The 19,980-nt window shown below is 67.3% G+C and carries 19 protein-coding genes; 10 read left to right on the top strand and 9 right to left on the bottom strand.

Annotation, left to right across the window (positions count from 1 at the left end):
- Window positions 1-26 precede the first annotated feature (26 nt).
- Window positions 27-1,307, bottom strand: a complete 1,281-nt coding sequence (serS, locus tag V3B41_RS00095; protein ID WP_049430061.1) for a serine--tRNA ligase — start codon at window positions 1,305-1,307, stop codon at window positions 27-29.
- A gap of 113 nt (window positions 1,308-1,420) precedes the next feature.
- On the opposite strand from serS, the gene V3B41_RS00090 reads away from it, so the two are divergent.
- Entirely contained in the window at window positions 1,421-2,059 is a 639-nt protein-coding gene (locus V3B41_RS00090) for an energy transducer TonB (protein ID WP_049430060.1), read from the top strand.
- Window positions 2,060-2,178: 119 nt separating this feature from the next.
- On the top strand, window positions 2,179-2,751 hold the full coding sequence (locus V3B41_RS00085) for an energy transducer TonB (protein WP_049430059.1): 573 nt from the start codon (window positions 2,179-2,181) through the stop codon (window positions 2,749-2,751).
- 147 nt (window positions 2,752-2,898) lie between these two features.
- Here the strand turns inward: V3B41_RS00085 and aroA are convergent, their stop codons facing one another.
- The 4 genes from aroA to V3B41_RS00065 all read right to left on the bottom strand — a co-directional run bounded on the left by aroA (window position 2,899) and on the right by V3B41_RS00065 (window position 7,643).
- Window positions 2,899-4,206: a 3-phosphoshikimate 1-carboxyvinyltransferase gene (gene aroA, locus V3B41_RS00080; protein WP_295550550.1), complete on the bottom strand. Its 1,308-nt coding sequence runs from the start codon at window positions 4,204-4,206 to the stop codon at window positions 2,899-2,901.
- A gap of 76 nt (window positions 4,207-4,282) precedes the next feature.
- Window positions 4,283-5,482, bottom strand: coding sequence for a prephenate dehydratase (gene pheA, locus V3B41_RS00075; RefSeq protein WP_006452477.1), 1,200 nt, complete (start codon window positions 5,480-5,482; stop codon window positions 4,283-4,285).
- A 51-nt stretch (window positions 5,483-5,533) separates the two neighbouring features.
- Entirely contained in the window at window positions 5,534-6,619 is a 1,086-nt protein-coding gene (serC, locus tag V3B41_RS00070) for a 3-phosphoserine/phosphohydroxythreonine transaminase (protein ID WP_049427601.1), read from the bottom strand.
- A 217-nt stretch (window positions 6,620-6,836) separates the two neighbouring features.
- On the bottom strand, window positions 6,837-7,643 hold the full coding sequence (locus V3B41_RS00065; RefSeq protein ID WP_197619787.1) for an FHA domain-containing protein: 807 nt from the start codon (window positions 7,641-7,643) through the stop codon (window positions 6,837-6,839).
- Between the two features lie 125 nt (window positions 7,644-7,768).
- Here V3B41_RS00065 and V3B41_RS00060 point away from each other — a divergent pair, with 125 nt between their 5' ends.
- From V3B41_RS00060 to V3B41_RS00050, 3 genes are all read left to right on the top strand, one after another.
- Window positions 7,769-8,044 (top strand): polyhydroxyalkanoic acid system family protein, encoded by a 276-nt coding sequence (locus V3B41_RS00060; RefSeq protein WP_197619786.1) that lies wholly within the window; start codon window positions 7,769-7,771, stop codon window positions 8,042-8,044.
- Between the two features lie 80 nt (window positions 8,045-8,124).
- The gene (locus V3B41_RS00055; protein ID WP_329859532.1) at window positions 8,125-8,616 is read left to right on the top strand and encodes a phasin family protein; all 492 of its coding nucleotides are present in this window, start codon (window positions 8,125-8,127) and stop codon (window positions 8,614-8,616) included.
- Between the two features lie 237 nt (window positions 8,617-8,853).
- Window positions 8,854-9,867 carry a restriction endonuclease gene (locus V3B41_RS00050; RefSeq protein ID WP_329859531.1) on the top strand — a complete coding sequence of 338 codons (1,014 nt, stop codon included), beginning with the start codon at window positions 8,854-8,856 and terminating at the stop codon, window positions 9,865-9,867.
- A 119-nt stretch (window positions 9,868-9,986) separates the two neighbouring features.
- Here V3B41_RS00050 and V3B41_RS00045 read toward each other — a convergent pair whose 3' ends face one another.
- The 4 genes from V3B41_RS00045 to V3B41_RS00030 all read right to left on the bottom strand — a co-directional run bounded on the left by V3B41_RS00045 (window position 9,987) and on the right by V3B41_RS00030 (window position 12,790).
- Window positions 9,987-10,379, bottom strand: a complete 393-nt coding sequence (locus tag V3B41_RS00045; protein ID WP_197619783.1) for a type II toxin-antitoxin system HicB family antitoxin — start codon at window positions 10,377-10,379, stop codon at window positions 9,987-9,989.
- A 13-nt stretch (window positions 10,380-10,392) separates the two neighbouring features.
- Window positions 10,393-10,569, bottom strand: a complete 177-nt coding sequence (locus tag V3B41_RS00040) for a type II toxin-antitoxin system HicA family toxin (RefSeq protein WP_329859977.1) — start codon at window positions 10,567-10,569, stop codon at window positions 10,393-10,395.
- Between the two features lie 94 nt (window positions 10,570-10,663).
- A complete protein-coding gene (gene hutC, locus V3B41_RS00035) occupies window positions 10,664-11,392 on the bottom strand; it encodes a histidine utilization repressor (protein ID WP_049427593.1) in 729 nt (242 codons plus the stop codon).
- A 27-nt stretch (window positions 11,393-11,419) separates the two neighbouring features.
- The gene (locus V3B41_RS00030; RefSeq protein WP_049427591.1) at window positions 11,420-12,790 is read right to left on the bottom strand and encodes a formimidoylglutamate deiminase; all 1,371 of its coding nucleotides are present in this window, start codon (window positions 12,788-12,790) and stop codon (window positions 11,420-11,422) included.
- 67 nt (window positions 12,791-12,857) lie between these two features.
- Here V3B41_RS00030 and hutI point away from each other — a divergent pair, with 67 nt between their 5' ends.
- The 5 genes from hutI to V3B41_RS00005 all read left to right on the top strand — a co-directional run bounded on the left by hutI (window position 12,858) and on the right by V3B41_RS00005 (window position 19,771).
- Window positions 12,858-14,081, top strand: coding sequence for an imidazolonepropionase (hutI, locus tag V3B41_RS00025; RefSeq protein ID WP_049427589.1), 1,224 nt, complete (start codon window positions 12,858-12,860; stop codon window positions 14,079-14,081).
- Window positions 14,078-15,619: a histidine ammonia-lyase gene (gene hutH / locus V3B41_RS00020; RefSeq protein WP_197619779.1), complete on the top strand. Its 1,542-nt coding sequence runs from the start codon at window positions 14,078-14,080 to the stop codon at window positions 15,617-15,619. The genes hutI and hutH overlap by 4 nt, the downstream gene beginning before the upstream one ends.
- The gene (gene hutG, locus V3B41_RS00015) at window positions 15,616-16,470 is read left to right on the top strand and encodes an N-formylglutamate deformylase (protein WP_329859530.1); all 855 of its coding nucleotides are present in this window, start codon (window positions 15,616-15,618) and stop codon (window positions 16,468-16,470) included. The genes hutH and hutG overlap by 4 nt, the downstream gene beginning before the upstream one ends.
- A complete protein-coding gene (gene hutU, locus V3B41_RS00010) occupies window positions 16,467-18,134 on the top strand; it encodes a urocanate hydratase (protein ID WP_049427583.1) in 1,668 nt (555 codons plus the stop codon). The genes hutG and hutU overlap by 4 nt, the downstream gene beginning before the upstream one ends.
- A gap of 200 nt (window positions 18,135-18,334) precedes the next feature.
- A complete protein-coding gene (locus V3B41_RS00005) occupies window positions 18,335-19,771 on the top strand; it encodes a serine hydrolase domain-containing protein (RefSeq protein WP_329859529.1) in 1,437 nt (478 codons plus the stop codon).
- The last annotated feature ends 209 nt before the right edge of the window (window positions 19,772-19,980 follow it).

Raw genomic sequence — 19,980 nt, 5'->3', positions numbered from 1 at the left:
CGGGCGGCGGCGCAACGCGCCGGTTGTCAGGCGATGGTTTCCAGCCCACCCATGTACGGGCGCAGCGCTTCCGGCACGGTGATGCTGCCATCGGCGTTCTGGTAGTTCTCCATCACCGCGATCATCGCGCGGCCGACCGCCACGCCCGAGCCGTTCAGGGTGTGTGCCAGTTCCGGCTTGCCGGTGGCCGGGTTGCGCCAGCGCGCCTGCATGCGACGGGCCTGGAAGTCACCACAGTTCGAGCACGAGGAGATCTCGCGGTAGGTCTGCTGCGACGGCAGCCAGACTTCCAGGTCGTAAGTCTTGATGGCTGAGAAGCCCATGTCGCCGGTGCACAGCAGCACCTTCCGGTACGGCAGGCCCAGCTTTTCCAGCACCACTTCGGCGCAACGGGTCATGCGCTGGTGTTCGGCGTCGCTGTCTTCCGGGCGGCTGATCGACACCAGCTCGACCTTCTCGAACTGGTGCTGGCGGATCATGCCGCGCACGTCGCGGCCACCACTGCCGGCCTCGGCGCGGAAGCACATCGAGTGGGCAGTCATGCGCAGCGGCAGGCGCTCGGCGTCGACGATCTCATCGCGCACGATGTTGGTCAGCGGCACTTCCGAGGTCGGGATCAGGTAACGCGTGGAGTCGCCCACGGCGGTCTTGAACAGGTCGTCCTCGAACTTCGGCAGCTGGCTGGTGCCGCGCAGCGAATCGGCGTTGACCAGCAGCGGCACGTTGGTTTCCTCATAGCCGTGCTCACCGGTGTGCAGGTCGACCATGAACTGGGCCAGCGCACGGTGCAGGCGCGCGATCGGGCCGCGCAGCACCGTGAAGCGCGAGCCGGACAGCTTGGCCGCGGTCTCGCCGTCCAGCCACCCGTTGCGGGCGCCCAGTTCGACGTGGTCAAGCACCTTGAAATCGAACTGGCGCGGGGTGCCCCAGCGCGCCTGCTCGACGTTGTCGTTCTCGTCGGCACCGGCCGGCACGTCATCGGCCGGCAGGTTCGGAATGCCCATCGAGATCGCTTCGATCTTCTCGCGCAGCTCGTCCAGCGCCACTTCCGAGGCCTTGAGCTCGTCGGCGAAGGCGGCAACCTCGGCCATGATGGCCGAAACGTCCTCGCCCTTGGCTTTGGCCTGGCCGATGGCCTTGGAACGGCTGTTGCGCAGGCTCTGCAGCTCCTGGGTCCGCACCTGGATGCGCTTGCGATCGGCCTCCAGGGACTCCAGGGCAGACACGTCGAGCTCGAAGCCACGGCTGGTGCGCAGGCGTTCGGCGAGGTCGGCGGGCTGGTGGCGGAGCAGGGCTGGATCAAGCATGGCAGGTGTCGTGGTGGGTATCAGGAATGGGATTATCGCTTGTTATACGGATTTCTGCCGCCCGGTTCATTCCCGCCGTGGCAGAATCGAGCCATTCCGTACTGGTCCGGTCCATGTCTGCACCCCGCTCGTCGTCCGCCAAGTCGTTCACTGTGCATATCCCGCGCAATGCCCTGAAGATCGCCGGTATCGCCTTCGGGGTGGGCGTGCTGCTGTTCGTGCTGGTCTGGCTGACCGGTCGCGACAAGGAGTTCTTCCGCGCCGATCCTGCCGCGCAGACCCCGCAGGAAACCGCCCAGATCGAGCCCCTGCCGGAGCCGTTGGCCGCTGCGGCCGGTTCCAGCGACATGCCCGATGCCAAGCCGGCCCCGGTAGAGGAAGAAGCACCAAAGCTGGTCGAAACGGCCCCACCGCCGCCTGCCCCCATCGCTGAAGCGACCCCGGCCGCACCGGGCCCTGCGCCGGCGGCCACCGGCAACAGCCAGCCGATGCCGATTGCCGGCCAGTCGCCGCCACCCGCCTACCCGGCTGCCGCGCTGCGCGCTGGCGAGACCGGCACCGTGGTGGTGCGGGTGGACGTGGACGCCACTGGCTATCCAAACAACGCCACGGTGATCCAGCGCAGCGGTTCACGCGAGCTCGACCGTGCCGCCACAGACGCCGTGCGCCGCTGGCGCTTCACTCCGGCGCAGAGCAACGGCCAGGCCGTCCCCGGCAGCATTGAAGTGCCGTTCGACTTCAAGACGCAGTAACTGAACGCTTCCCGGCAGGCAAACTGAACCCTGCCGGTGGCGTTGACGCAACGCTGACACTTCTCGTCCGTGGCTCGCGCAACACTTCCCATGTCGTCCATTGACGGAAGGAGTTAGCGATGGCTGCCACCACCCACGAAGACCTTCATTCGCCGCATCTGCAGGAAGATTCCAACCTGCAGCACAAACCCACCTCGCCCTGGATGTGGATCGCGCTGATCGTGGCGATGTTTGCGGCCGCCCTGCTCTGGCTGCGTCATTCGAACCAGGAAGACGTGGCACCGGCGCCAGTTGGTGAGCGCATGCTTCCCGCCCCCGAGGAGGCAGCGGTGACGGATGCAGCGGCCCCTGCCGCGCCCCAGGCAGCCCCCGCTACTGCTTCGCGGAAGGCCGCCCCGGTAGTGCGCAATCGTGAGGCCCGGCCGCTGGCCAGCAACCGCATGCCCACCTACCCCGCCGCCGCGCTGCGTAGTGGCGTGCAGGGCAGCGTGATCGCCAGCCTGAGTGTCGATACCCGCGGCAACGTCGCCAATGCCGCGATCGTTTCGCGCAGCGGCGAGCGCAGTCGCGATCTGGACCGCGCAGTGCTGAGCACTGTGCAGAACTGGAAGTTCCAGCCGGCGATGCACGAAGGCCGTGCCATCGCCAGCGTGGTGCGGGTCCCGGTGGATTTCCGTACCGAGCAGCGTTGATCGCGGACGAGGGGTTCGTGATGTTTAGACGGAGGCTTCGGCCTCCGTCCTTTTATCTGCCGCCTCGAATGTAGAGCCGAGCAATGCTCGGCTCATCGCAATCTCCCTCTGGAGTCGAGCATGGCTCGACCCTACAGAGCCTCACGATCAGGCCAGGTTGAAACCGGCGCTGCGCGCAAGGCCGTCGAAATCCGGGAACGACGTGGCGACGTTGGCGATATCGTTGATGCGCACTTCGCCGTCACTGATCTGGCCGGCAATGGCGAACGCCATGGCAATGCGATGGTCGCCGTGGCTTTCGATGGTGCCGCTGCCCAAGCGCACGCCACCGTGCAGGGTGGCACCGTCTTCGGTTTCGTCCACCTGCATGCCCAGCGCGCGCAGGCCGGTGGCCATCGCAGCGAGACGATCGGATTCCTTCACTCGCAGCTCGGCCGCACCGCTCACCACGGTCTGGCCTTCTGCGGCGGCAGCCGCCACGAACAGCGCCGGGAATTCGTCAATCATGTCCGGCACCAGCGCTTCCGGAATGCGCGCGCCCTTCAGCGGGGCGTAGCGCACCACCAGATCGGCAACGGGTTCACCCCCCTGCTCGGCCGGATTCTCTTCGGTGATGTCCGCGCCCATCAGGCGCAGCGCGTGCAGCAGGCCGGTGCGACGCGGGTTCAGGCCAACCTGCTTCAGGCGCAGTTCGGAACCTGGAATGATGCTGGCGGCCACCAGATAGAACGCCGCAGACGAGAAGTCGGCCGGCACCACGATGTCCGTGGCACGCAGGCGCTGGCCGCCACGCAGGCACGCCTTGCCCGGCGAGAATTCGATATCCACGCCGAACGCCGACAGCATGCGCTCGGTGTAGTCACGGGTCGGATGCGGTTCGGTCACCTGGGTTTCGCCCTGCGCGTACAGTCCGGCCAACAGCACCGCCGACTTGATCTGTGCGCTGGCCACCGGCGAGGCGAAGTCGATGCCGTGCAGCGACTGGCCGCCATGCACCTGCAGCGGCGGCGTGCCGTCGTCCTGGGTGTCGATCTTCGCGCCCATCTGCGACAGCGGGCCGGTGACGCGACGCATCGGGCGGCCCGACAGCGATTCATCGCCGATCAGCGTGCAATCGAAGGCCTGGCCTGCCAGCAGGCCGGCCAGCAGGCGCATGCCGGTACCGGCATTGCCGCAGTCCAGCGGTGCGTCTGGGGCCTTCAGCCCATCGACGCCGACGCCATGCACGATCCGCTGCGACGGGCTGGGCGTTTCGATGCGCACGCCGAGCTGGCTGAAGATGCGCGCGGTGGCGCGGGTGTCTTCGCCTTCCAGGAAGCCTTCGATATGCGAGGTGCCATCGGCCAGCGCGGCGAACATCACCGAGCGGTGCGAGACCGACTTGTCGCCGGGAATGGTCAGGCTGCCCTGCAGCGGCTGGCCCTTGCGGGCAATCCAGTGTTGCGCGTTGCTCATCGTTCGATCATTCCGTAAACACCGGCAGTGCCGGCGATGCATCAGGGAGCGGCGGCCGTTGCCGCCGCAGCAGCACTCAGGGCACGGCCACCGGGTAGGAGCCGAGCACCTTGATCTGCGCCGAGTGCGCTTCCAGTTCGGCCAGGGCAGCCTGCATCGGCGCGTCGTCGATGTGGCCGGCCAGGTCGATGAAGAAGCCGTACTCCCACTTGCCGTGGTGCGACGGGCGCGACTCGATGCGGTTCATGCTGATGCCATGGCGGGCGAACGGGCTGAGCACGTCGAACAGCGCACCAGGCTTGTCATGGATGAACACCAGCACCGAGGTACGGTCGTGGCCGGAGGTCGGGAAGATGTTGCGGCCCACCACCAGGAAACGGGTGGTGTTGTCGGCATCGTTCTGGATGGGCTTGGTGACCACCTTCTTCAGGCCGTACACATGGCCGGCGCTCTCGCCGCCGATGGCCGCCGCGTCGTCGGCGTTGCGCGCACGGCGTGCACCCTCGGCATTGCTCGACACCGGGATCTTCTCGGCCTTCGGCAGGTTGGCACGCAGCCACGCCGAGGTCTGCATGAACGACTGCGGGTGCGCGTAGATGCGCTCGATGTCTTCGATGCGGCCGCTGCGCGACATCAGGTACTGCTGCACGCGCAGCTCCACTTCGCCACAGATCTTCAGGTTGGAGGTCAGGAACATGTCCAGGGTGATCTGGATGGTGCCCTGCCCCGAATTCTCCACCGGCACCACGCCGAAATCGGCATTGCCGGCTTCCACTTCCTGGAACACTTCCTCGATGCTGGCCATCGGCAGGCCCAGCGCCGAGCGACCGAAGTGCTTGAGCACGGCCTGCTGGCTGAAGGTGCCTTCCGGGCCGAGGTAGCCGATCTTCAGCGGCTCCTGCTGGGCCAGGCAGGCCGACATGATCTCGCGGTAGACGTGCACCAGCAGCTCGTCGCTGAGCGGCCCCTCATTGCGATCGACCACCATGCGCAGCACCTGTGCTTCGCGCTCGGGGCGGTAGTAGTCGACAGCGGCGGCCAGCTTGCCCTTGGCCTTGCCGACCTGGTGGGCGAAACGCGCGCGCTCGGCGATCAGGTTCTGGATGTCACGGTCGATCTGGTCGATCTTCGAGCGCACATCGGCCAGCGCCAGCGGCGCCAGGGTGGGCGCCGGGTTCGACGCGGCCTTGGCCTTGCCCTTCGCCTTGGTGGGCGCGCTGTCCTTGGCCGGTTCGGCCTTCTTCGGCGCCTTCTTGCTGGATTTGCTGCTTGCCATCGGAATTCCCTGTTGCGGGGCACGCACCCGACGGTGCGCGCCATTCATTGCTCAACCGTGACGCTGCTGGAAATCGGCCATGAAAGCGACCAGCGCCTCGGCCCCGGCCAGCGGCATGGCGTTGTACAGCGAGGCCCGGATGCCCCCGACCACCTTGTGGCCCTTCAGCGCCAGCAGGCCGGCAGCCTTGGCTTCGGCGACGAAACGGGCGTCGAGTTCGGCATCGGGCAGGAAGAACGGGATGTTCATCCGCGAACGGGCCGCATGTGCGACCTCATTGCGGTAGAAGCCGCCGGAGCCGTCGATGGCGCCGTATACCAACGCGGCCTTGGCGGCGTTGCGCTTGGCGAACTCGGTCACGCCGCCCTCGGCCAGCATCCACTTGAACACCAGGCCGGCCAGATACCAGTTCCAGGTCGGCGGGGTGTTGAGCATCGAATCGCGGGCGACGTGCGAGCGGTAATCGAAGATGTCCGCGCGCGGCTGGCCACTGCGTTCGAGCAGGTCACGGCGGATGATCATCACCGCGATGCCGACCGGACCGAGGTTCTTCTGCGCGCCGGCGTAGATCACGCCGTAGCGGCGCACATCCAGCGGCTCGCTGGCGATGGACGAACTGAAATCGGCGATCAACGGGACGTTGCCGGTGTCGGGCACATCACGGAACTCGACGCCGTGGATGGTCTCGTTGGCGGTGATGTGCACGTAGGCCGCACCGGGCGAGAGCTGCCAATCGGCACGCGGCGGCAAGGTGCGGTATCCGTCGCCCTCACTGCTGGCGGCGATGTTGACGTCGACGTAGACACCGGCCTGCTTGACCGCGGTCTTGCCCCAGTGGCCACTGACCACATAGTCGGCGCGCTGGCCGGGGGCGGCGAAGTTGAGCGGGATCAGCGCCTGCTGAGTGGTGGCGCCACCGGACAGGAACAGCACCGCATAGTCGTCGGGGATATCGAGCAGGCGACGCAGGTCGGCCTCGGCCTCGGCGGCCACCGACATGAATTCCGCGCCGCGATGGCTCATTTCCACAATGGAGGCACCGGAACCGTGCCAGTCCAGCATTTCCGCCTGCGCCTGGCGCAGGACCGATTCCGGCAAGGTTGCAGGGCCGGCACTGAAGTTGAACGCGCGCGTCATGTCACACCTGTGGGGCAAGACCCCTAGTATGCCGCAGTGCACCAGCCTTGCGGCCTTGTGGCGCAAGGGAAATTTGGTTTCATTGGAATCCATTGGCCCGCAGCAATGCTCCGGTAGTCGCCGACCTTGGTCGGCGTACGCCGTCAGGCGTCATGCCCACCGGAGGAGCGTGCCGACCAAGGTCGGCACCCACCAGAGCGGACCCGGCGGATGCGGATCAGCGCGCGCCGAACCAGAGCAGCAGGCTGAGCACTGCCGCCAGCAACAAGGCGCTGGCCAGCAGCCACGGCCAGCGCCGGACCCTGCGCGGTGCAGCCGGCAGCACCGGCGCTTGTTCCGCGTCCTCGCTGGACTCGTCCTCGGCCGGCAGCGGACGCCGACGTGGATCATGCGGCACTTCCAGCACGAAACGGTGTTGGCCATCGAACACCACCTGATCGCCGGCCTGCAGCCAGCAGTGGCGCACGGCCACGCCGTTGACCCGGGTGCCGTCGGCACTGCCGAGGTCGCGCAGCAACACACGATCACCGTGCACTTCCACGCGGGCGTGCTGTTCGGCGAAGGCCGGGTCGTCGATGGCGATGTCGGCCTCACTGCCGCGACCGACCAGGCGGGCCCGCGACAGGGTGAAGCTGCGGCCATGATGCAGGCCGCCGACACCGCGCAGCAGGCGCTGCTGCTCGTCGCTGCCGTCATCGTTCTTCGGCGCGGGTGCCTGCAGCAGGCTCTCGACCTCGCCCTGCAGCACCATCTCCACGCCGTCCACATACACCGCGTCGCCTGCACGCAGCAGGGCCATGCGGCGCACTGGTCGACCATTCACATGGATGCCACGGATACCGTTGCCGACCTGCAGCCAGAGGCCGCGATCGTCCATGCAGAACTGCGCCAGCAGCAGGGCGCCGTGGCCGGCGTCGCCGAGCCGCACACTGCCGTTGGCCTGGCGCACGATGCGTTGCACCCCGGGCCGCAGCGGCTGGTCGGGCTGTTGTTGTTGACTGAAGTGAACAAGCAGGTTCTGCACGCGGCGCAGCCTAGCAGGTTGGCCGCCAACGAAGAAGAACCTGCGATGAGTGCTTGGCGCGACGCCCCTCGATGCGCACAATGCTCGCCCTCATAGATCATCCCCGCCCTGCGCCAGGAGCCTGCATGTCCACCATCGATGTCCGCCACGCCCACGCCCTGCCCGACGCACAGGCACGCGCCGCGATCGAACAGGTCGCCGCCAAGCTGTCCGAGCGCTTCGGCCTGAAGTCGTCCTGGACCGCCGACGTGCTGAACTTTTCCGGCAGCGGCGTGGATGGTGCGATCGAGCTGCAGCCGGGCGCCGTGCACGTGACCGCCAAGCTGGGCTTCCTGTTGTCGGCGATGAAAGGCATGGTGGAAGGCGAGATCCAGCGCGTACTGAAGGAAAAGCTGGGCTGAACCCCGGCGGCGGCCGTCACGGCCGTGCAACGCCAACGCGCGCTACTCTCGGGCCAGGCCCAACTCCCACGGGAAGTGCGATGAACCAGTACGAAAACGATGACCGCCGCAACGACGACGCCTCGTTCGGTGACCAGGCCGAGCGCTTCTCGCGCAGGCTCAGCGACTCGGCCCAGCAGGTCTGGCTGGCTGGCCTGGGGGCCTTGGGCCGCGCACAGGCCGAGGGCAGCCGCTTCTTCGATGGCCTGGTGAAGGAAGGCGAAGCCTGGGAAGCCCGCCGCCGTGAGCGCAATGGCGAACAGGGTCCGGGCTGGCGCGACAACGTGGAAACCTCACTGGATGAGGCCCGCGAGAAGGCCTCCGGTACCTGGAACAAGGTCGAAAAGGCCTTCGACGACCAGGTGCAGGGCGTGCTCAAGCGCCTGCACGTGCCCACTGCCGACGAGGTGACCGCGCTGGAAGCCCGTATCGACGCCCTGCACGCGCGGCTGGCCAGGCTGGAAAACCGTGCGGCCTCGGGCGCCGATGCCCCCGCACCGGGCAGCCATCAGTCGCCGGGCAGCGTGCCCTGAACATCGATTGTTGCAATGCAATAAATTTTGATTGACAATCGCGAGCAACCCGCCAATCGCTTCGGCTGCCGTTTGTTCCCTCCCCTCACGGCTTCAGGATTGGCGGGTTTTTCGTGCCTGCCATATGCCGATCTGAGCGTTCCGTCACGCTTCCTGTCAGGAACGTCCTGACCCAGCCGGATAGTGCGACCTTTACACTGTCGTCTTCCGCATTCGCCCCTTCCGCGCACCTCCTGCATGCTTCCTTGGATCCTGGCCCTGCTGTCGGCCCTGCTTACCTGTTCCCTGGCCGTTGTCTATCTGTGGTGGATCAAGCGGCGGCAGAAGGAGATGCAACTGGGCCTGCAGGCGCTGGCCGGCATGCATTGGCGCGAGTTCTCGGTGCTGGTCAAGCGCGCGCTGCGGGAACAGCGCGGCCTGCGTGAACTCAGCGATACCACCGAAGAATCACGCGAGCCCAGCAGCGACTTTCTGCTCAGCGATGGCCCCAACACCTGGCTGGTGTCGTGCAAGCACGGCCTGGCCTATCGCATTGGTACCGCCGCGGTTAACGAACTGGGCGCCGCCGCGCGCCTGGCCGGCGCCAAGGGTGGCGTGCTGCTGACCGAAGGCCGGATCGAACGCGATGGCCGCAGCGCTGCCGAGAAGCAGGCGGTGGAAGTCCTTGATGGCCCCCGCCTGTGGCCGTTGCTGCAACCCTACCTGCCGGCGGACATCGAATCGCGCGTGCGCACCCGTGCCCGGCATGAGGCGCTGCGCCGCATTGCTATCGCCGCGCTGGGTTCGGTGACGCTGGGCCTGCTGGTCGGGCTCGGCCTGCAGGGCCTGCATGTGGAGGACGCCGCGCCCGTTGCCGCAGCGCCGGTGGAGACTGCCCCGTTGCCAGCGGACGCCCCCGCAGCCGACGCAGCACCCGAAGCGAGCGAGGCTGCATCGCCCATCACTGCGGCGCCCTCGCCGACGGCGGCGGCCACCGATGAGCGCAGCAATCCCAATCCGGACGCGGCCACCCTGGAGCGCTTCCAGGCCGATCTGGCCCGCGCCCTGGCCGGCAAGCCTGGTATCGCCAGCGGTGTCTGGCTGACCCGGCAGACCCTGGCGATCAACCGCACCGGTGAACTGGAAGCCGTGTGGCCACGCGTGTGCGAGGAAGTGCTGCGCTATCCCGCGCTGCGCAACGTGCGCATCCAGCTCAATGCCCGCCCCGGCGTGAATGAGCCGGTACGCTGGCGGCAATGCGCCACGTATTGATGGGGGCGAGCATCCACGCATGGCGTGGATCTACTGAATCCCGATGCACGAATCCCCCGACTCATCGCCCATCACGCGAACAGCAGCCGAGCATGGGCTCGGCTCTACATGGCGCCTGCTCAGCCCAACGCCGCGAGATGCGCAATGTAACTGGAGCGGGATTCACCCGCAGCTCTGGCCTGCGCATCCAGCCTCGCCAGGATGCGACGCGGCAGGCTGATGTTGACCCGCTCGATGGTGTCATCCAGCAGCGCCGGATCAATGCAGATGTAGGCAAGAATCCATTTCGTATCGCCAGAGGCCTCGGCGACGATCTTCTGCGGCGCGGAAGGACTGGGGATCGAGCGCCCCTCATCCAGGGCCACATCGATCCAGGCAAGCGCAGCCTCTTCGGCAGCGCCAAGCGCATCGTCAAGCGTGTCGGCCGCCGAAAAGCACCCCTGCAGATCGGGAACGATGACACCCCACGCGGTGCGTTCATCGCCCGCCTCAATCAAGACTGGATAGCGCATGGGACCTCCTACGTCAGTCCTGCCAGCTTCCGCAATGCCTGCACCAGCCCCTTGCCCAGATCCTTTTGGGGTGAGGCACGGTGATGATGTGAGGCCGCTGCGGGTGCACGAATACATGATGGGATCCGCGGATCCTGCAACAGGTCCAACCCGCCCCCTCCAGATCCCGGATGAGGTCCCTGCTCTTCATGCAGGGACGATACACATCGTACACACGCATCAACAGAGTTCAAGACGACAGCCGTTCCAGACCCGTTGATCCACGCCATGCGTGGATGGAATCCCTATCGCGCGCCCGGCGCGAAGCGCGCCACCAGGTCCCAGGCATCCCCCAGGAACACCTGCCGCACGCGGGTGATCGGCTGTTCGCCGCGCCAGGTCAGGCGCTCGATCACCAGGCAGGCGGTGCCGGGCTTCACGTCCAGCAGCTGGGCGCTGGCGGTGTCCGCGCCCCAGGCACTGATGCGGTGCTGCGCGCGCGTCCACGACACGTTCTGCAGCAGCCAGCTGCCAGGCGCGGTGGTGCTGAAATCGACCTCCAGCACCTCGGGCACGCCGACGGGGCTGATCAGGCGATGCTCCAGTGCCAGCGGGCGGCCATCGGCCAGATGCAGGCAGCGCATCGCCAGCAGCTGCTGCTGGCCGGCCAGCTCCACCTCGCCGGCATTGCTGCTTTCGGCCAGGCGCAGCTCGCGCTGCAGCAGCCGGTAGCCGTACAGGTGGCCGCGCGAGCCGACCTCCATGGCGATATCGGGAATTTCCAGCGCCACCTGCTCCAGGTGCGGCGGCTGCCGCGCTACGAACGAACCCGCACGACGGCGACGCTCGATCATGCCGCTCTCGGCCAGCGCGGTCAGCACCTTGTTCACCGTCATCCGCGAGCAGCCGTACTGTTCCATCAGCTCGTGCTCGTAGGGAATACGGAAGCCCGGCGCCCACTCCCCGCTGAGGATGCGGCTTTCCAGATCGCTGCGGATACGCTGGTTGAGCGTGGCGGACTTGCTGGCCTTCACGTAATGGGGTCCCGGTGGCGGAGGCGATCAGCCCAGCACGCCCTTCAGGGCGGCGGCGAAGGCGGTGGTGATCGCCTCGCGCTGCAGGTGGCGGCCCTCGGCCACGCACTGGCGGCCATGTCGCCAGACCGATCGCAGCGCGCCATTACGTGCGGCGAACACCCAGCTGTCAAGCCATGCGTCATCCTGCCGCGCCTGCAACGCCGGGTGCGCGGCGTCCAGCTCAACCAGATCGGCGCTGGCGCCGACCTGCAGGCCAGCAGCCACGCCCAGCGCCTGCGCACCACCGTGCAGTGCGCCTTCAAACAGGAAACGACCGGTACTGCGGGTGGCATCCGGGGCCAGCACGTTGCGCCCGCGCAAGGTAAGCCGCTGGCCGTATTCGAGCAGGCGCAGTTCTTCGGCGGCATCGATCAACACGTTGGAATCGGAGCCGACACCGAAACGGCCGCCCTCGCGCGCAAAGGCCTGCATCGGGAACAGGCCGTCGCCCAGGTTCGCCTCGGTGATCGGGCACAGCCCGGCCACGGCACCGCTGGCCACGATGGCCGCGCGCTCGTCATCGGTGATATGGGTGGCATGCACCAGGCACCAGCACGCATCCACCGGCACATGGTTGTACAGCCACTGCACCGGGCGCTGGCCGCTCCAGGCCAGGCAGGCCTCGACTTCGCGCATCTGCTCGGCGATATGGATATGCACCGGGCCATCGGTCAGCGGCAGCAGCGCGTCCAGCTCCTCCCCGGTGACCGCGCGCAGGCTGTGCGGGGCGATGCCGAGCACCGCGTCGGGCAGCGCGTCCAACGCCGGCTTCGCCGCGTCCAGCAGCTGCGCGAAGCCCTCGACATCATGGATCAGGCGGCGCTGCGCCGGATTCGGCGGCGCGCCACCGAAATCGGCGTGGGCGTAGAACACCGGCAGCAGGGTCAGGCCGATGCCGGTCTGCGCGGCGGCGGCAGCGATGCGCGCACTCATCTCGGCGCGATCGGCATACGGCTGGCCGTCGGCATCGTGATGCAGGTAGTGGAACTCGCCGACGCGGGTGAAGCCGCTTTCCAGCATTTCCATGTAGGCCTGGGCGGCGATGGCCTGCACCGCGTCCGGGCGCAGGTGGGCCAGGAAGCGGTACATCAGTTCGCGCCAGCTCCAGAAGCTGTCACCGTCGCCGCCGCCGATCTCGGTCAGGCCGGCCATGCCGCGCTGGAACGCGTGGCTGTGCAGGTTGGGCAGGCCCGGCACCAGGATGCCGACGCGGGTGTCACCGTCCTGCGCGCCCTGCCCCATGCTGATCGCCGTGATGCGGCCGTCCTGGACCTGCAGCCGGACATCGCGGGCCCAGCCCTGGGCCAGCAGGGCGTAGGTGGCATGGAAACTGAGCTGGGAACGCGAATCGGACATGGCTGGACAACCCGAAATGGACGCCTATATTGTATAGACATATAAGCACAGCCGCGTTGTGGATGCCATGCACGTCGATACCCTCTGGTCCAACGTCCACCTGATCACCCTCGACGGCGAGGGCCTGGGCGTCATCCGCGATGGCGTACTGGCCTGCGCGGACGGGCGCATCGTCCACGTCGGTGCCGCCGGCAGCGATACCCACCTGCAGCCGACCACCCGCATCGACGGCGAGGGTCGCTGGATGTCGCCGGGCCTGATCGACTGCCACACCCACCTGGTCTACGCCGGCAACCGCGCCAACGAATTCGAGCAGCGCCTGCAGGGCGTCAGCTATGCCGACATCGCCCGTGCCGGCGGCGGCATCGTCTCCACCGTGCGCGCCACCCGCGCTGCCACGCCCGGGCAGCTGGCCAGCGAGAGCCGGCCACGCCTGCTGGCGATGCGCGCCGAAGGCGTGACCACCATCGAGATCAAGTCCGGCTACGGCCTGACCCTGGCCGACGAGCGCAAGCAGCTGCAGGTTGCGCGCGCACTGGGCGAGGAATGCCGGGTCAACGTGGTCACCACCTTCCTCGGCGCGCACGCGATTCCGCCGGGCCGCGAGGCGCAGGAATACACCGACGAGGTGTGCAACGTGATGATTCCGGCCATCGCTGCCGAAGGCCTGGCCGAAGCGGTGGACGTGTTCTGCGAGAACATCGCGTTTTCCCCGGCGCAGGCGCGACAGGTGTTCGAGGCAGCGCGGGCGAACGGGCTGGCGGTGAAGATCCACGCCGAACAGCTGAGCAACCAGCACGGTGCCGAACTGGCGGCCGGCTTCGGTGCGCTCTCCGCCGACCACATTGAACATCTGGATGACGCTGGAATCGCCGCGATGGCCGCCGCCGGCACCGTGGCCGTGCTGCTGCCGGGCGCCTTCTATTTCACCCGCGATACCACCCTGCCGCCGATCGCTGCATTGCGCGCGGCCGGCGTGCCACTGGCACTGGCCACCGACAGCAACCCGGGCACTTCGCCACTGACCAGCCCGCTGCTGGCGATGAACATGGGCGCCACCCTGTTCCGCCTGACCGTGGACGAGTGCATCGCCGGCTTCACCCGTGAAGCGGCGCGCGCGCTGGGCCATGGCGAGCGCATCGGCCGCCTGGCCGTCGGCATGGACTGCGACCTGGCGATCTGGGACATCGACGCCCCCGCCGATCTGGTCTATCGCATTGGATTCAACCCGCTGCACGCGCGCGTGGTGCGCGGTCAGCCCGACCTGCCTGCCTCCTGGAGCAACACATGAGCAACACCCTGGTTCTTCGCCCCGGCCATGTCACTCTCGCCCAGTGGCGGCAGGTCTATCGCGGTGCGCCGCTTGCACTGGACCCGGCTGCGCTGCCGGTGGTGCGCGCCAGCGCTGCGGCGGTGGCCGCCATCGTCGCCAAGGGCGCGCCGGTGTATGGCATCAACACCGGCTTCGGCAAGCTGGCCAGCGTGCGCATCGAGCGCGAAGACCTGGCCACCCTGCAGCGGAACATCGTGCTCTCGCATGCCGCCGGCGTGGGCGAGCCGATGCCGGCCAGCGTGGTGCGGTTGATGATGGCGCTGAAGCTGGTCAGCCTGGCGCAGGGTGCGTCGGGCATCCGCGAGGAAACGCTGCTGCTGCTGGAAGCGATGCTGGTCAAGGGCGTGCTGCCGGTGGTGCCGGCGCAGGGCTCGGTGGGTGCTTCCGGCGATCTGGCACCGCTTTCGCACCTGGCCAGCGTGATGCTGGGTGTGGGCGAAGCGTTCATCGGTGACGAACGCCTGCCCGCAACCGACGCATTGGCGCGTGCCGGCCTGCAGCCGATCGAACTGGGCGCAAAGGAAGGCCTGGCGCTGCTCAACGGCACCCAGTTCTCCACCGCCTATGCGCTGGCCGGCCTGTTCGAAATCGAAACCGTGTTCCAGGCGGCACTGGTCACCGGCGCGTTGTCGGTGGAAGCGGCCAAGGGTTCTGACACACCGTTCGACCCGCGCATCCACGCCATCCGCGGCCAGCGCGGGCAGATCGCAACCGCGGCCACCCTGCGCACGCTGATGCAGGGCTCGGACATCCGCGAATCGCACCGCGACAACGACGTGCGCGTGCAGGACCCGTACTGCCTGCGCTGCCAGCCGCAGGTGATGGGCGCGGCGCTGGATATCCTGCGCCAGGCCGCGACCACGCTGGAAATCGAAGCCAATGGCGTGTCCGACAATCCACTGGTATTCACCGATACCGGCGAAGCACTGTCTGGCGGCAACTTCCACGCCGAGCCGGTGGCCTTCGCCGCTGACATGCTGGCGATGGCGGTGTGCGAGATCGGCTCGATCAGCGAGCGCCGCCTGGCGATGCTGGTGGACCCGGCGCTGTCCGGCCTGCCGGCCTTCCTGACCCCGCGCCCGGGTTTGAATTCCGGCTTCATGATTCCGCAGGTGACCGCCGCCGCGCTGGTCTCGGAAAACAAGCAGCGCGCCTACCCGGCCAGCGTCGATTCGATCCCCACCTCGGCCAACCAGGAGGACCACGTGTCGATGGCCGCGCACGGTGCACGCCGCCTGATGCAGATGGCCGAGAACGCCGCCAACGTGATCGGCATCGAGCTGCTGGCCGCCGCGCAGGGTTGTGATTTCCATGCCCCGCTGCGCTCCAGCGCCGCGCTCGAGAACGTGCGCGCCACCCTGCGTGCCCAGGTGCCGACGCTGGAAGAAGACCGCTACTTCCACCCGGACATGGTGACCGCCACCCACCTGGTGCGCAGCGGCGCGCTGGCACGTGGCCTGACCGACCTGTTGCCGACCGTGGAACCGCAGGCATGAACACCCATCACGAATGGTTGACGGTGCACGAGGGCGACGCCCCGTTGATCGTCAGCTTCCCGCATACCGGCAGCGAGCTGCCGCACGACCTGATCGGCGACTACCACTCGCCGTGGCTGGCACGCCGCGACGCCGACTGGTGGGTGCACGAGTTGTACGACTTCGTGCGCGGCATGGGCGCGACCACGGTGCGCTCGGCGATCTCACGTTCGGTGATCGACCTCAACCGCGATCCCAGCGGCGTGTCGCTGTACCCGGGCCAGAACACCACCGGCTTGTGCCCGCTGACCACCTTCGACAACCAGCCGCTGTACCACGCCGGGCGCGAACCGGACGACGCAGAAATCGCCCGTCGCCGCGACACGTATTTCCTGCCTTACCACGATGCGCTGGCTTCGCAGATCACGCGTCTGCGTGAACGCCACGGCACCGTGGTGGTGTACGACGCGCACTCGATCCGCTCACACATCCCGCATCTGTTCGACGGGGAGCTGCCGCAGTTCAACCTCGGTACCGCCGGCCCGTCCGGCGCACCAGACACCTCCTGCGACAACGCCTTGAGCGACGTGGTGGAGAACCTGCTGAAGATCAGCGGCATGAGCCAGGTGCGCAACGGCCGCTTCAAGGGCGGCTGGATCACCCGCCACTACAGCAACGTCGCCGGCGGCGTGCACAGCCTGCAGATGGAGCTGGCCTGCCGCGGCTACATGCACGAACCGTTGCCCGACCAGGTGGACGAGCACAGCTGGCCCACCCCGCTCGACCCCGACCACGCCGCACCACTGCGCCACACCCTGGCGCAGGTGCTCAACGCCTGCCTTGAATTCGCTACGAACCGGAGCGCCGCATGACCCGCAACGACCCGTCCCGCACCATCGCCGCGCCGACCGGCACCACGCTCAACGCCAAGAGCTGGCTGACCGAAGCGCCGCTGCGCATGCTGATGAACAACCTGCACCCGGACGTGGCCGAGCGGCCGCAGGAACTGGTGGTGTACGGCGGCATCGGCCGCGCCGCGCGTGACTGGGAGAGCTTCGATGCCATCGTCGAAACGCTCAAGCGCCTGGACGACGACCAGACCCTGCTGGTGCAGTCCGGCAAGCCGGTGGGCGTGTTCCGCACCCATGCCGATGCGCCGCGCGTGCTGATCGCCAACTCCAACCTGGTTCCGCGCTGGGCCAACTGGGACCACTTCAACGAGCTGGATAAGAAGGGCCTGGCCATGTACGGCCAGATGACCGCCGGCAGCTGGATCTACATCGGCGCGCAGGGCATCGTGCAGGGCACCTACGAGACTTTCGTGGAAATGGGCCGCCAGCATTTCGGTGGCGACCTGACCGGGAAGTGGCTGTTCACCGGTGGCCTGGGCGGCATGGGCGGTGCACAGCCGCTGGCTGCCGTGATGGCCGGCGCCTCCTGCCTGGCCGTCGAGTGCCGCAAGAGCAGCATCGACATGCGCCTGCGCACCGGCTATCTGGACACCTGGACCGACAATCTTGACGAAGCGCTGCGCCTGATCGAGGAGTCGTGCAAGGCCGGAACGCCGAAGTCGGTGGGCCTGCTCGGCAACGTTGCCGACGTGCTGGCCGAACTGCTCAACCGCGGCGTGAAGCCGGACCTGCTGACCGACCAGACCTCCGCGCACGACCCGGTGAACGGCTACCTGCCGCAGGGCTGGACCGTCGAGCAGTGGGACGACAAGCGCGTGTCCGCCCCCAAGGAAGTGGAGAAGGCCGCGCGCGCGTCGATGGCCAACCACATCCGCGCCATGCTCGGTTTCCACGCGTTGGGCGTACCCACCGTGGACTACGGCAACAACCTGCGGCAGATGGCGCTGGAAGAAGGCGTGGCCAATGCCTTCGACTTCCCCGGTTTCGTGCCGGCCTACATCCGCCCGCTGTTCTGCCGTGGCATCGGCCCATTCCGCTGGGCGGCGCTGAGTGGCGACCCGGAAGACATCGCCAAGACCGATGCCAAGGTGAAGGAACTCATTCCGGACAACCCGCACCTGCACCGCTGGCTGGACATGGCCGCCGAGAAGATCAAGTTCCAGGGCCTGCCGGCGCGCATCTGCTGGGTCGGCCTGGGTGATCGCGATCGTCTGGGCCTGGCCTTCAACGAGATGGTGGCCAACGGTGAACTGAAGGCACCGGTGGTGATCGGCCGCGACCACCTGGACAGCGGGAGCGTGGCATCGCCGAACCGCGAAACCGAGGCGATGGCCGATGGTTCCGATGCCGTGTCCGACTGGCCGCTGTTGAACGCCCTGCTCAATACCGCCAGCGGCGCGACCTGGGTCTCACTGCACCACGGTGGCGGCGTCGGCATGGGCTTCTCGCAGCATGCCGGCATGGTCATCGTCTGCGATGGCACCGAAGCGGCGGCGAAGCGGATTGGCCGCGTGCTGTGGAACGACCCGGCCACTGGCGTGATGCGCCATGCCGATGCGGGTTATGAGATCGCGATCGACTGCGCGAAGGAAAAGGGACTGGATCTGCCGGGAATCCTCGGCTGATCGCATCCCTGCACGACTGCCGCCGGGCATGGCCCGGCGCTACCGGAACTACCTGTAGAGCCGAGCCCATGCTCGGCTCGATTTTTTCCGAGTGCACGACGTCTGGCCCAAAGTCAGCCGAGCATCGGCTCGGCTCTACCTGCTTGACCTGCTCTTCCACCGTGACCAAGATGCGCCATCGCCGCTGACGGAACACCGCGATGTACCGCACGCTTGCTGTCCTATTGCTCTGTGCCCTGGCCATCGCCCTGCCCGCTTCGGCCCGTGACGTTCCAGGGGGGCTCACCGCGCAGCTGGACGCGCAGCTACAGACCAATCGCGAGCGCTACGGCATTGCCGGCCAGTCGGTGCTGGTCGCCCACAACGGTCAGGTGCTCTACCAGGGCGCCAGCGGCGATCGTGATCCCACCAGCCATGCACTGGCCACCCTCGATTCCATCTTCGCCGCGCAGTCGATGGCCAAGCTGCTGACCAGCACGCTGGTGATGCAACTGGTCGATCAGGGCAAGGTGGATCTGGATGCGCCGGCGAGCCGCTATGTGCCGGACCTGCCGGCCGCATGGCAGACGATCCCGGTGCGCGACTTCCTCAACCACAGTTCGGGCATCGGCGAGTACTACGACCGCGTCGACAACCGTTGGATCAGCAAGGGCTACAGTGGCGTCGCGCCGGATCTTGCGGCAGCCCTGAAGGTCGCCGCGGCCGCGCCGATGCAGTTCGCCACCGGCAGCCGTGTGCAGTACACCCAGGCCAACTACCTGGTGCTGACGGCGTTGCTGGAAGCGCACTATCGCAAACCCTTCCCGGCCATCGCGCGCGAGCGCATCCTGCAGCCGCTGAAGATGGCCAGCACCTCCTGGGGCGTGGCCAGCGTACCGGCCCAGCTCGCGGCAGTTCCTTACATTGGCAAGGACGGCCAACTACAGACGGCCAATGAAGATCCCTGGCCGGACTACGGCTGGGGCCATGCCGATCTGCAGACCACCGTGGGTGACATGAACCGCTTCCTGCAGGCACTGGCCACCGGCAAGCTGCTGCGCACAGCCACGCTGGAAACGCTGTGGCAGCCGCAGAAGCTGACCGGCGGCGGCAGAAATTTCTTCTCCACCGGCTGGGACACCACCCGCAGCGACGGCTACACCCAGGTCGGCCATGATGGCGGCACCCGAGTGCGTGCGCGGCTGGCCTACAAGGGCACGCTGGCGAATGGCTACTGGGTATTCGTGTACCTGACCAATGGCAGTGCGCGCAATGTGTGGTCGAGCACGCTGGTGGAAAGCACGATGGCGGTGGTCGCGCCCGAGGAGTTTCCGCATGCGGTGCTGTCCGAGCGGCTGATCGCGTATGCGCTGGATGATGACGCTGGCGGTGCCCAGGCGATACGCAGCTGGTTGCGCGATGACAATCGGGTGACGGGCAGCGAGCTGGAACGTGCGATCAACGCCAGTGGCTATGCCATCCGCGAGAGTCTGGGTGCCAGCAAAGCACTGAAAGTGTTCGCGCTCAACGCCGAGCTGTATCCGGATTCGGCCAACGCGTGGGACAGCCTGGCTGAGTGCCATGCGGCATTGGGCGAAAGAGAAGCGGCTGATCGGCTGTATGCAAAGGCCAAAGCGCTGGCCAAGCCCTCGCCGTAACTTTCTGTAGAGCCGAGCCCATGCTCGGCTGCTCTTCGTTTCGAGCGAAGGAAACCCGCGCTGCGCGCGATAGCCGAGCATGGGCTTGTATGTTCCTCCCGGCTCCTACGAGGTATGTAGGAGCCAGGGTGGAGGGACCGTCAACATGATATCTGCGGGTACCAGCCGACAGACGAGCCGAGCGATCCCCATCCCGCACCTTAACGTCG

The sequence above is a fragment of the Stenotrophomonas sp. SMYL89 genome (assembly GCF_036319985.1).
Classification (GTDB): domain Bacteria; phylum Pseudomonadota; class Gammaproteobacteria; order Xanthomonadales; family Xanthomonadaceae; genus Stenotrophomonas; species Stenotrophomonas maltophilia_Q.
The sequence above is the reverse complement of the archived record's forward strand: the minus strand, read 5'-3'. Positions and strand labels throughout refer to the sequence as shown.